Below are 12,046 nucleotides of genomic sequence, written 5' to 3'. Positions count from 1 at the left end.
GGCTTTCCTTTTGCGCCCCACTGTTGCAAAGTCCGCCCGCGCGCCGCAGCGGCGCCTGTCCCTCCTGGACAGGACCCGGACGCGCGAACTCAAGCCCGCGTCGGCTTAGACCGTATCTTCGGTGACGACGCATCATCCGATCCGCGCCCATTCCGGACGCGCCTGGGAACACACCTGATGGGCTGCGCAGCTCACGCCGATACCGGCCCCATGGCCTCCCGAGACGCCGTCTGCGGCGTCTTCCCGGGCGGCGCGCGCGCCCATCCCATGCACCGGCTGCGCCACGCGCGCCGTGGAGATCCACTTAATGTCCAAGACTATGCTGATCGACGCAGCGCACGCGGAAGAGACGCGTGTGGTCGTCGTCGACGGGAACCGCGTTGAAGAGTTCGATTTCGAGAGCCAGAACCGCAAGCAGCTCAGAGGGAACATCTATCTCGCCAAGGTGACGCGCGTTGAGCCGTCCCTGCAGGCGGCCTTCATCGAGTACGGCGGCAACCGCCACGGCTTCCTCGCCTTCAACGAGATCCATCCCGACTATTACCAGATCCCGGTCGCCGACCGCGAAGCCCTGCTGCGCGAAGAGGCCGAGGAGGACGAGGAAGACGAGCGTCCCGCCCGCGGCCGCCGCGCCGCATCCGAGGAGCCCGGCGAGGAAGGCGACGAGGAAGAGACCGTCGCCGCCTCCGAGGACGAAGACGACGTCATGGAGGAAGAGCTCGCCCGGCGTCGCCGGCGGCTCATGCGCCGTTACAAGATCCAGGAAGTGATCCGCCGCCGGCAGATCATGCTGGTGCAGGTCGTCAAGGAAGAGCGCGGCAACAAGGGCGCGGCTCTCACCACCTACCTCTCGCTGGCCGGCCGCTACGGCGTGCTGATGCCGAACACCGCCCGCGGCGGCGGCATCTCCCGCAAGATCACCACCGCCACCGACCGGAAGCGCCTGAAGGGCATCGTGCAGAGCCTGGACGTGCCGCAGGGCATGGGCCTGATCGTCCGCACCGCCGGCGCCAAGCGCACCAAGGCCGAGATCAAGCGGGACTACGAGTACCTGCTGCGGCTGTGGGAGAACATCCGCGAGACCACCCTGCACTCGATCGCGCCGGCGCTCATCTACGAGGAAGAAGACCTCGTGAAGCGGGCCATCCGGGACCTCTACGACAAGGACATCGACAACGTCTTCGTCGAGGGCGACGCCGGCTTCAAGGAAGCGCGCGACTTCATGCGCATGCTGATGCCGAGCCAAGCGAAGAAGGTGCAGCTCTACCGCGAGCCGACCCCGCTGTTCGTCAAGCACCGGGTCGAGGACCACCTCAGCCAGATCTACTCGCCGGTCGTTCCGCTGCGCAGCGGCGGATACCTGGTGATCAACCAGACCGAGGCCCTGGTCGCCGTCGACGTGAACTCCGGCCGCTCCACGCGGGAGCGGAACATCGAGGCCACGGCGCTCAAGACCAACATGGAGGCGGCGGAAGAAGCCGCCCGGCAGTTGCGCCTGCGCGACCTCGCTGGCCTCATCGTCATCGACTTCATCGACATGGATGAGGCGAAGAACAACCGGGCGGTCGAGAAGAAGCTGAAGGACTGCCTGAAGGACGACCGCGCGCGGGTCCAGATGGGCAAGATCAGCCCCTTCGGCCTGATGGAGATCAGCCGCCAGCGCCGCCGCACCGGCGTTCTGGAGGGCACGACGCACGTGTGCGAGCACTGCGCCGGCACCGGCCGGGTCCGCTCGGTGGAATCGAGCGCCCTGGCCGCCCTGCGCGCGCTGGAGATCGAGGCGCTCAAAGGCGGCGGCGAGGCTTGCCTGACCGTGCCGCGCGCCGTCGGCCTCTACATCCTCAACGAGAAGCGCGGTCACCTCGCGCGGCTGCAGCAGGCGTTCGGCCTGTTCGTCACCGTCCTGATCGACGACGACATGGCCCACGCCGACCACCAGATCGAGCGGACCGCCAGCGAGACCCGTCCCGACCACGCCGCCGCGATCGTCGCCCAGCCGGCGCCGGCCTATGAGCCGATGGCCGAAGACGACTTCGACGACGAGGCCTACGAGGACGAGGACGAGGACGAGGAAGAAGACGAAGAGGATGAGGTCTCCGCCGCCGAGCCCCGCCGCGAGCGCGACGAGGACGGCCGGGAGGACGATGGCGAAGGTGGGCGCCGTGGCCGCCGCCGGCGCCGCCGTGGGCGTCGCGGCGACGAGCGGGAAGCCCGTGAGCCGCGTGATGCGCGCGAACCGCGTGAGGCCCGCGAGGCCCAGCCCCGCCCCGAAGCGCTCGAGGACGACGAAGGCGGCCATGGCGGGCGTCGCCGTCGTCGCGGCCGCCGCGGCGGTCGCCGCATGCGCGACGAGGGGCGGCCGCAGGACGTCTTCGCCTGGACCCGTCCGTGGGTGCCGTATGGCGAAGATCCGTTCGTCTGGTTCGATCCTGCCGAGGACCTGAAGCGCAATCAGGCCTCTGCCGCTGCGCCGCGCCCGGCCAACGATCAAGCGCCGGCCCCTGTTCCGGTCCCGACCAGCGAGCCGGTCACCGTGGAGGCCGCCGCGCCGTCGTCGGCCATCGCCGCCCCGACCGCACCCGCGGCCGAGGAGGAGATCTGGGTCGAGCTGCCGGCGGTCGAGGAGAAGCCCAAGCGCGCCCGCCGCGGGCGTGGCCGCGGCAAGGCCGCCGAGGCCGAAGCTGTCGCCGCCGAGGCCGCGACGCCGGAGGCGGTCGCCGAGGCGCCTGCGCCTCAGCCGGCCCCGGAGCCGGTGGCCGAGACGGTCCCTGCGCCTGAGCCCACGCCCGCGCCGGAGTCCGTCGCCGAGGCGCCTGCGCCCGAACCGGAGCCGGTGACGGCCGAGGCCGAGGCCGAGGCGCCCGCCCGTCGCACCAGCCGGCGCAGCGCGCCGCCGCCGCCCCCGACGCCGACGCCGACGCCGACGCCGGCCGCTGACCCGGCCGAGATCTCGGCGCCGCCCGCCGCGCCGCGTAGAGGCTGGTGGCGACGGGGCTAAGCGGTTAGATTCCGACCGGGGACGAGGGGCGTTGTAGGACGACAGGCATGGTCTCCCTTTCCCGGTCGGTTTCCCGTTTCGCGCTGGCCCTGACGGTCGCGGCGAGCCTGGTCATCCGGCCGGCGCCCGCCGCGGCGCAGGACAGCGAGATCTCCCTGATCCGCGACACCGAGATCGAGGAGATCCTGCGCCGGGATTCCGCGCCGATCCTCGAGGCGGCCGGCATCCGGGTTAAGGATGTCGACATCCTGCTCATTGGCTCGAAGGAGCTGAACGCCTTCGCCGCGCCGCGGACCATGGGCGTCTACACGGGCCTGATCCTGGAATCGAAGACGCCTAACGAGTTGCAGGGCGTGATCGGCCACGAAGTGGGCCACCTCGCCGCCGGCCACAGCGCCCGCTCGGGCGAGATGAGCCGGGCCGGCATGAAGCCCTTCCTGCTGACCATGGGCCTGGGCGTGCTGGCTGCGCTGGCCGGCTCGCCTGAGGCCGCCGCCGGTCTGGCGGGCTCCGCCGGCTACTTCGGAACCCTGGGCGCGCTCGGCTACAGCCGCGAGCAGGAAAGCCGCGCCGACCAGGCCGGCGCCACCCTGCTCGAGAAGGCCGGTATCTCCGGCAAGGGGCTCGCCGACTTTTTCGACAACTTCCGCTACCAGGAGGTGTTTAGCGAAGGCCGGCGCTTCGCCTACTTCCGCAGCCACCCCCTCTCCTCCGACCGGATCGAGGCGCTCCGCCGCCGGGTCGAGACCCAGCCCAGCTACGGCAAGGCCGACACGCCCGAGGCGATGGCCGAGCACGCCATCATGAAGGCCAAGCTCGACGGCTTCCTGCAGCCGCAGGTGGCCATCGTGAAGTACGCCGAGAGCGACACCTCCTACCCGGCCCGCTACGCCCGGGCGATCGCCTACTACCAGATGAAGGAGCCCGACCGGGCGCTGAAGATGATCGACGCGCTCCTCCAGGAGCAGCCGGAGAACCCCTACCTCTGGGAGCTGAAGGGTCAGGTGCTGTTCGAGTTCGGCCGCGCCGCCGAGGCCGAGTCGCCGCAGCGCCGCTCCGTGGAGCTGAAGCCGGACGCGCCCCTGCTGCGGGTGAACCTCGGCCAAACCCTAATCGCCCTGAACGACAAGGCGAAGGTGCAGGAGGGCGTCGCCGAGATCCGCAAGGCGCTCACCCAGGAAGAGGACAACGCCGTCGCCTGGCGGCTGCTGGCCGAGGCCTACGACAAGCAGGACGAGGACGGCCTCGCCCGGCTCGCGACGGCCGAATACAACTACTACGTCGGCGACATGCGCCAGGCGCGGATCTTCGCCATGCGGGCCCGCGAGATGCTGGACAAGACGAGCCCTCAGTGGCGGCGGGCGACCGACATCGTGCTGGCGTCGAATCCCGACAAGGCGGACCTGCGCGACCTGGCGCGCGAAGGCTCCATCTCCCGCGGACAGATGCGCTAGCCGCGGACGCCCGGACCGCCTATCTGAGCCCGATGCGCTTCCCTGCCCGCGCCGCCCTGGCGCTCACCGCCGCCCTCGCCCTATCGGCCTGCCAGAAGCAGCCCGACGCCGCCTTCGGCGAAAAGGTCCGCGCCTATCTGCTCGAACACCCGGAGGTGCTCGAGGAGGTGGCGATGAAGCTGAACGAGAAGAAGCAGGCCGAGGCGATCAAGGCCTCAACGGCCGCGATCGACAAGAACCGGGCCGCGCTCGAGCGCGACCCGCGCGACTTCGTCGCCAATCCCAACGGCCGGGTGACCGTCGTGGAGTTCTTCGACTACCGCTGCGGCTACTGCAAGGTGGTCGCGCCGGAGGTGACCAAGCTCATCCAGGAGAACCCCGACGTCCGCTTCGTCTTCAAGGAGCTGCCGATCTTCGGGGAGGTCTCGGACACCGCGGCCAAGCTCGCCCTGACCCCGGCCGTCAAGGCCAAGGGCATAGAGGTCTACAATCGCTGGATGGCCGACAAGGGCCTGACGGAAGCGGCGCTCGACCGGCACCTGCGCGAAGTTGGCATCGATCCGGCCGCCGCCCGGACCGCCGCTGCGAGCCCCCAGATCGCCAAGCACCTCGACGACACCCAGGCGCTCGCCCGGGCGCTCGGGATTCAGGGAACGCCGGCCTTCGTAGTGGGCGACACGCTGATCCCCGGGGCCGACGTGAACGCCCTTCGCGCTGCGATCAGCCAGGCGAAGGCCGGGGACCTCAAGCGCATTAGCTAACGGCGTTCCTTGACCTCCGTCGGGTCAAGCTTCGAGATTCCGGCCCGCGCGGACGAGGAGCGGGCGATGTCCGAGACGGTAATCGTAATCGGCGCGGGCATGGCCGGGCTCTGGTGCGCCTTGTCGCTCGCGCCCACCGGGCGCCGCGTGATCCTGCTGGAACGCGACCCGCCGCCGCCGGCCGGCGGTCCTGACGCCGCCTTCGACCACTGGACACGGCGCGGGGTTGGCCAGCTCCGCCATAGCCATGCCTTTCTCGCGCGGCTCCGCAACCTCATACGCGACGAGCACCCCGCCCTGCTTACCGAACTCCTGGCCGAGGGCTGCCGGGAACTCACCTTCGAGGAGGGCCTGACGACCGTGCATCGGCGGACCTATGCGCCGAAGCCTGTGGACCGCGACCTCGTGATCCTCACCAGCCGGCGCACGACGCTGGAGTTGGTCCTGCGCCGCCACGTGGAGGGGCTGGCGAATGTCGAGCTGCGCGCGTCGGCTTTCGTGAAGGGGCTGCTGATCGCCCCTGGGACGCCGCCCCGCGTCAGCGGCGTGCGCCTGGAGGACGGGTCGGAGATCCACGCCGACCTGGTGGTGGACGCCGCCGGCCGAGCGTCGGGGGTCGCCGAGGAACTGGCGTCGGCCGGCGCCCTGACGACAGAGACCACCGAGCCGAGCGGTGTCGTCTATTACACGCGTCACTACCGCCTCCGGCCGGGCCAGACGGAGCCGCCGCGCGGCGGGCCGCCGGCCACCGGCGACCTCGACTACCTGAAGTTCGGCGTCTTTCCCGGCGACAACGGCTGTTTCTCGGTGACGCTCTGCCTCCCAGAGATCGAGGAGGAGCTGCGCAAGGCGATCCTCGCCCCCGAGGTGTTCGACGCGGTCTGCCGCGCGCTGCCCGGTGTCGCCCGCTGGATCGAGCCCGAGCGCAGCGACGGCGTCGGCCGCGTCTTCGGCATGGGAGACCTGCAGAGCCGCTGGCTGGACGCCGCGCCGGCGGGACGCCCAGCCGCTTTGGGCTGGTTCCCGGTGGGCGACAGCCATGTCCGCACGAACCCGCTCTATGGCCGGGGTTGCTCCTTCGCCGCCGTTTCGGCGGTCCTGCTGCGCGAGGCGCTGGAGGAGACCCACGACCCCGCCGCCCGACTCGTCGCCTACCAAGCCAAGGTCGCCACCGAGCTTCGGCCCTACTACGACCTGATGCGCCGGTCGGACCGCCAGGCCGCCGTCCGCGCGCGCCGGGCGATGGCGCCGGAGCGGCGCCCCACCGCCCGCGAGCGGCTGGTCCGCAGCTTCATGGACGACGCGGTCACCATCGCCATCCGTTCGGATCCCGACATCCTGCGGGCATTCCTGAGAGGCTTCCACATGCTGGAGCATCCGCAGGCCTGGCTGGGGCGCCCGACCAACCTTGCCAAGGTGCTGGGCTACTGGGCGCGTGGGAAGCGCCGGAACGCCGCGGCGTACCGGCCGCCCCTGGGCCCTGGGCGGGTCGAGATGCTGGGCCAGCTCGGGTTGTCGCCCGATGCCGATCCCGCCCGGCTTCAGCCCGCCTGATCGCGGGCGAGGAACATCGGGCTCTGCGCCATCTGATCCCGGGTGGCCTCCGGCGCGAGGGTGGCGGCCTTGTCGAGCTCCGCGATCTCCTCGGGCACGTACCAGTGCAGCCTGTCGGACTGATAGGCCTGCCAGACCACCTCGGCGACGGCGGTGGGCGGCATGGCCCGCCACATGCCCTCCTTCGGCGCCGCCTCGGCAGCGCCGGGCGGGAGGATCGGAGTGTCGATCAGACCGGGCAGCACGTCCGCGACCCGCACGCCGAAGGCCTTGAACTCCACCGACAGCGCCTCGGTCAGACCCTTCACCGCATGCTTGGTGGCCGAATAGACGGCGATGCCCGCCATGCCGAAGGTGGCCGAGGAGGACGACGTGGTGAAGCAGAGCGAATTGGGGGTCGCTTTCAGCAGCGGCACGGCCTCGTAGATGCCGATCAGCACGCCCATCAGGTTCACCTGGACCACCGCCACGATGTCTTCCCACGGCTGCTGGTCGAAGGGACCGCCGCGGCCGATGCCGGCGTTGTTGAACAGAATGTCCAGCCGCCCGCCCGCCGCGGGCGCGAAACTGTCCAGAGCCTCGCGGAAGTCGGCGCGGTTGGTCACGTCCAGGCGCCGGATCAGGCAATTGGCGGCGCCGAGTTCGGTCTGCAGGTCCTTCAGGCCGCCCTCGTTCACATCATAGGCGCCGACGAACCAGCCCTTGCCGGCGAAGAGCCGCGCCGTCTCGCGTCCCATGCCTGAGGCGGCGCCGGTGATGAAGATCGACTTGCGCTCTGAGGTCATGCCCTAGATCAGCCCGGACAGCGGAGAAGACGGATCAGCATACATCCGCTTTCCCATACGTCCGGCAAGCCAGGCTTCGCGCCCGGCGATCACGGCGTGCTTCATGGCCCGGGCCATACGGATCGGGTCCTTCGCCTCGGCGATGGCGGTGTTCATCAGCACTGCGTCGCAGCCGATCTCCATGGCCAGCACCGCGTCCGAGGCGGTGCCCACGCCCGCGTCCACCAGCACCGGCACCTTCGCCTGCTCGATGATCAAACCGAGGTTGAGGAAGTTCTGGATGCCGCGCCCTGAGCCGATCGGCGCCGCGGCCGGCATGATCGCGGCGGCGCCGGCGTCCTCCAGCTTCTGAGCGTACACGGGGTCGTCCGAGCAGTAGACCATCACCTGGAAGCCGTCCGCCACCAGCATCTTCAGCGCCCGCAGGGTCTCCTCCATGTCGGGCAGCAGGTGCTTGGTGTTGGAGAGCACCTCGAGCTTCACCAGGTCCCAGCCGCCGGCCTCACGGGCCAGCCGCAGGGTCCGCACCGCGTCCTCGCCGGTGAAGCAGCCGGCGGTGTTGGGCAGGAAGGTGAATCGGTCCGGCTTCACGTGGTCCACCAGCATCGGCTGGCTGGGATCGGACAGGTTCACCCGGCGCAGCGCGACGGTGACGATCTCCGCCCCGGCGGCCTCGGCGGCGGCGGCGTTCTGGGCGTAATCCTTGTACTTCCCCGTGCCGACGATCAGCCGCGAGCGGAAGGTGCGCCCGGCGACCGTCCAGGTGTCCTCCTGCGCATGCGTGGACCCATCCATGTCAGCCGCCTCCGATGAAGTGCACGATCTCGATCCGGTCGCCGTCCGAGAGTTCCGTCGCGGCATAGGCCGACCTGGGCACGATCTCCAGGTTCCTCTCCACCGCCACCTTCCGGGCGTCGAGGCCAAGAGCCGCCACCAGACCAGCGACGTCGCCGACGCCCTGGAAGGCGCGCGCTTCGCCGTTCAGGATCAGGTTCATACGCGGCCTCCAGACGCCCTGCTTGTGACCCGCAGCCCCGCCCGTTACAAGACGCCGGAATCGACGGCGGAGCCCAATGTCGAGACCGATCTATGTGCTGAGCGGCCCCAACGCCATGGGCTTCGGGGACCGCCGCCCGGAGATTTGCGGTCCTCACGCGCCCGCCTGCAACGAACAAGGAACCCGCGATGGCTAGCACTCCCAAGGCTCCCGCCGACCCGTTCGACGCGCGCCTGGTGCGCAAACTGGCCGACATCCTGACGGATACCGGCCTGACCGAGATCGAAGTCGAGCACGGCGAGCTGAAGATTCGCGTGGCCAAGACGGTCACGGCCGCCCCTGTCCACTACGCGGCGGCCCCTGCGCCCGCGCCGGCCGCCGCTCCGGTGGCTGGGCCCGCCGCGGCCGCCCCGGCCGCCGAGGCTGCTCCGGCCCAGGCCGTGCGCGGCGACGCCGTGAAGTCGCCGATGGTCGGCACGGTCTACCTGCAGCCCCAGCCAGGCGCGGATCCGTTCGTGAAGGTGGGCGACACCGTCAACGCCGGCCAGACGCTGATGATCGTCGAGGCGATGAAGACCATGAACCCGATCCCGGCCCCGAAGGGCGGCAAGGTGGTCGAGATCCTGGTCCAGGACGGCCAGCCGGTGGAGTTCGGCGAGCCCCTCGTGGTCGTCGAGTAGGTCGATGTTCGAGAAGATCCTGATCGCCAATCGGGGCGAGATCGCGCTCCGCGTTCACCGCGCGTGCAAGGAGATGGGCATCTCCACCGTGGCGGTGCACTCCGAGGCCGATTCCGGCGCCATGTGGGTGCGGCTGGCGGACGAGAGCGTCTGCATCGGGCCCGCGCCGGCCGCCAAGAGCTACCTGAACATCCCCTCGATCATCGCCGCCGCCGAGATCACCGGCGCCCAGGCGATTCACCCCGGCTACGGATTCCTCTCCGAGAACGCCCGCTTCGCCGAGATCGTGAACGCCCACGGCTTCACCTTCATCGGCCCGAAGCCGGAGCACATCCGGATCATGGGCGACAAGATCACCGCCAAGCAGACGGTGAAGGACGCGGGCATCCCCGTCGTCCCCGGCTCCGACGGCGGGCTGAATTCGGAGGAAGAGGCCTTCGAGGCGGCCCGGCAGATCGGCTTCCCCGTGCTCATCAAGGCCGCCGCCGGCGGCGGCGGGCGCGGCATGAAGGTGGCCAAGACCGAGGCGGACCTGGCCGAGGCGGTGGGCACCGCCCGCTCCGAGGCCAAGGCGGCGTTCGGCGACGACGCGGTCTACATGGAGCGCTACCTCCAGAAGCCCCGCCACATCGAGCTGCAGGTGATCGCCGACAGCCATGGCAACGTGGTGCACCTGGGCGAGCGGGACTGCTCGCTGCAGCGCCGCCACCAGAAGGTGCTGGAAGAGGCCCCCTCCCCGGTCATCGACGCCAAGGCGCGCGAGAAGATCGGCAAGGTGGTGGTCGAGGCCGTGCGGGCCATCGGCTACCTCGGCGTGGGCACCATCGAGTTCCTGTACGAGGACGGCGAGTTCTTCTTCATCGAGATGAACACCCGCCTGCAGGTGGAGCACCCCGTCACGGAGGCGATCACCGGCATCGACCTCGTCCGCGAGCAGATCCGCATCGCGGCGGGCCTGCCGCTCTCCTTCCGGCAGGAGGACGTGGTGTTCGAGGGCCACGCCATCGAGTGCCGGATCAACGCCGAGAACCCGAAGACCTTCGCCCCCTCGCCGGGCCTTGTGACCGACTTTCACGCCCCGGGCGGCCTCGGCGTGCGCATGGATAGCGCGCTCTACGCCGGCTATTCGATCCCGCCTTATTACGACAGCCTGATCGGCAAGCTGATCGTCCACGGCCGCGACCGGGAGGAGTGCATTGCCCGCCTCTGCCGCTGCCTGAACGAGGTGGTGGTGGCGGGGATCGACACCAACATCCCGCTCTTCCAGGAGCTGATGACCAACCCGGACATCGTAAAGGGCGACTACAACATCCACTGGCTCGAGAACTGGATGAAGGCGCAGGCGTCCGCCTCATCCTAAGCGGCCGGCGGTGCGTTAGGATGGCCGCATGAGCAGCGGCTTCGGACCCCGCGACCTCCTCGCCTGCTACGCCCGCGGCGTCTTTCCCATGGCGGACGCGCGCGAGGACCTGCGCGTCTTCCTGATCGACCCCGAGCGCCGCGGCGTGATCCCGCTCGAGCGGTTTCACGTCCCCGCGCGCCTGGCGCGCACCGTGCGCGCCGACCCCTTCGAGGTGCGGATCGACACGGCCTTCCGCGACGTCGTACGGGCCTGCGCGGAATCGAAGCCCGGCCGGACGGAGACCTGGATCAACCACCCCATCGAGCGGCTCTACGTCGCCCTGCACGAGCTCGGCTTCGCCCACAGCGTTGAATGCTGGCAGGACGGTGAGCTGGTCGGCGGCCTCTATGGGGTTTCGCTGAAAGGCGCCTTCTTCGGCGAGAGCATGTTCAGCCGCGCGCGCGACGCCTCGAAGGTTGCTCTGGTCCACCTGGTGGCGCGGCTGATCGCCGGCGGGTACCGCTTGCTGGACGCCCAGTTCATGACCGAGCACCTCGCCCAGTTCGGGGCGGAGGAGATCCCGCGGCGGGAGTACCTGAAGCGCCTCGACCGTGCGCTGGCGGTCGAGGGCGACTTCTACGTGATCGGCTCCTCGGCGGGCGGGGAGGCCGGCGCCGGCTCAGGCCTGGCCGGCGCGGCGGGCGCAGCGGCCTTGGGCGGCGGCGCCGGCGCAGCCTTGGGCGCAGGCGCGGGATCGGCCTTTGCAAGCGGCGCGGCTTCGGCCGGAGCGGCCTTGGGCGGCGCGGCGGCCACCGGACGCGCGGGCGTGGGACCCGGCAGGGCCGCGGCGGGCGTCGCCGGGCGGTTGGCCCTGCAACTGATCAGCCAGGCGTCGTAGCTCGGGTGCTGCAGCGGGTTCAGGCCGGGCGAGGAGGCGTACATCCAGCCCTTGAACGCCTGGCGGGCCGGCGGCGTGGGCCGCCCGCGTTCGGGGCGCGGCTGTGAGTCGACCGTGATGTACGCGATCGAGTCCTCGATCGGCTCGTCGGGCGCCGAGCGCTCGCAGGCTCTGACCGTGAAGATCAGGTTCTTGTAGCGGACAGGCCGGCCGACGGCCGCCTCGAAGCGCAGGGTCTCGGCGGTGACCTTGTCCAGCGCCTGCAGGATGGCGACGTCGTAGCGAGCGCGCCGGACCGGCGTTTCGGCCGGCGTCTCAACCACCTGGGCCTTGGGCGGGGGCGCGGGGGCCACTTCCTTCTCGGTGATCGGCGGCACTTCCAGCGGCGCCGGCGGCGGGACGCTGATCGGCGGCGCCTCCTCGGCCACGGCGCCGGGCGCAGGCGTCGGCGCCGGCTGCACGGGAGTCGGCTGCGGCGCAGGCTGGGCGGAGACCAGGCCCGCGGCCGCCGCGCCGGTCAGCGCCACAGTCCAGGCGGCGCGCTTTGCGAAGCGGGGTGGGGCGAGTCGCATGTCCG

General features: G+C 70.5%; 10 protein-coding genes and 1 pseudogene. 7 read left to right on the top strand and 4 right to left on the bottom strand.

Annotation, left to right across the window (positions count from 1 at the left end; translation table 11 throughout):
* Positions 1–307: 307 nt before the first annotated feature.
* The 4 genes from ACE3Q8_RS02075 (at position 308) to ACE3Q8_RS02060 (ending at position 6,767) form a co-directional block, all read left to right on the top strand.
* Complete coding sequence (locus ACE3Q8_RS02075) at positions 308–2,998, top strand: ribonuclease E/G (protein WP_374468428.1); 2,691 nt, start codon at positions 308–310, stop codon at positions 2,996–2,998.
* Between the two features lie 47 nt (positions 2,999–3,045).
* On the top strand, positions 3,046–4,452 hold the full coding sequence (locus tag ACE3Q8_RS02070) for a M48 family metalloprotease (protein WP_374468426.1): 1,407 nt from the start codon (positions 3,046–3,048) through the stop codon (positions 4,450–4,452).
* 32 nt (positions 4,453–4,484) lie between these two features.
* Positions 4,485–5,213: a DsbA family protein gene (locus ACE3Q8_RS02065; protein WP_374468424.1), complete on the top strand. Its 729-nt coding sequence runs from the start codon at positions 4,485–4,487 to the stop codon at positions 5,211–5,213.
* Positions 5,214–5,279: 66 nt separating this feature from the next.
* Positions 5,280–6,767 carry an FAD-dependent oxidoreductase gene (locus ACE3Q8_RS02060; RefSeq protein ID WP_374468422.1) on the top strand — a complete coding sequence of 496 codons (1,488 nt, stop codon included), beginning with the start codon at positions 5,280–5,282 and terminating at the stop codon, positions 6,765–6,767.
* Here ACE3Q8_RS02060 and ACE3Q8_RS02055 read toward each other — a convergent pair.
* The 3 genes from ACE3Q8_RS02055 to thiS are packed head-to-tail and all read right to left on the bottom strand — an operon-like array spanning position 6,755 to position 8,549.
* Entirely contained in the window at positions 6,755–7,552 is a 798-nt protein-coding gene (locus tag ACE3Q8_RS02055) for an SDR family oxidoreductase (protein ID WP_374468420.1), read from the bottom strand. The genes ACE3Q8_RS02060 and ACE3Q8_RS02055 overlap by 13 nt on opposite strands.
* A gap of 3 nt (positions 7,553–7,555) precedes the next feature.
* Positions 7,556–8,347 (bottom strand): thiazole synthase, encoded by a 792-nt coding sequence (locus ACE3Q8_RS02050; protein ID WP_374468418.1) that lies wholly within the window; start codon positions 8,345–8,347, stop codon positions 7,556–7,558.
* 1 nt (position 8,348) lies between these two features.
* Positions 8,349–8,549, bottom strand: a complete 201-nt coding sequence (gene thiS / locus ACE3Q8_RS02045; protein WP_374468416.1) for a sulfur carrier protein ThiS — start codon at positions 8,547–8,549, stop codon at positions 8,349–8,351.
* 188 nt (positions 8,550–8,737) lie between these two features.
* Between thiS and accB the strand changes: the two genes are divergently transcribed.
* From accB to aat, 3 genes and pseudogenes are all read left to right on the top strand, one after another.
* Complete coding sequence (accB, locus tag ACE3Q8_RS02040) at positions 8,738–9,229, top strand: acetyl-CoA carboxylase biotin carboxyl carrier protein (protein WP_374468414.1); 492 nt, start codon at positions 8,738–8,740, stop codon at positions 9,227–9,229.
* A gap of 4 nt (positions 9,230–9,233) precedes the next feature.
* A complete protein-coding gene (accC, locus tag ACE3Q8_RS02035) occupies positions 9,234–10,589 on the top strand; it encodes an acetyl-CoA carboxylase biotin carboxylase subunit (protein ID WP_374468412.1) in 1,356 nt (451 codons plus the stop codon).
* Positions 10,590–10,617: 28 nt separating this feature from the next.
* A pseudogene (aat, locus tag ACE3Q8_RS02030) lies at positions 10,618–11,235 on the top strand (leucyl/phenylalanyl-tRNA--protein transferase); the annotation flags it as partial.
* Here the strand turns inward: aat and ACE3Q8_RS02025 are convergent.
* Positions 11,208–12,041: a DUF2155 domain-containing protein gene (locus ACE3Q8_RS02025; RefSeq protein WP_374468410.1), complete on the bottom strand. Its 834-nt coding sequence runs from the start codon at positions 12,039–12,041 to the stop codon at positions 11,208–11,210. The pseudogene aat and the gene ACE3Q8_RS02025 overlap by 28 nt on opposite strands.
* Positions 12,042–12,046 lie beyond the last annotated feature (5 nt).

Origin of the sequence: Phenylobacterium sp. (genome assembly GCF_041913825.1) — a bacterium.
Classification (GTDB): Bacteria; Pseudomonadota; Alphaproteobacteria; order Caulobacterales; family Caulobacteraceae; genus Phenylobacterium.
The sequence above is the reverse complement of the archived record's forward strand: the minus strand, read 5'-3'. Positions and strand labels throughout refer to the sequence as shown.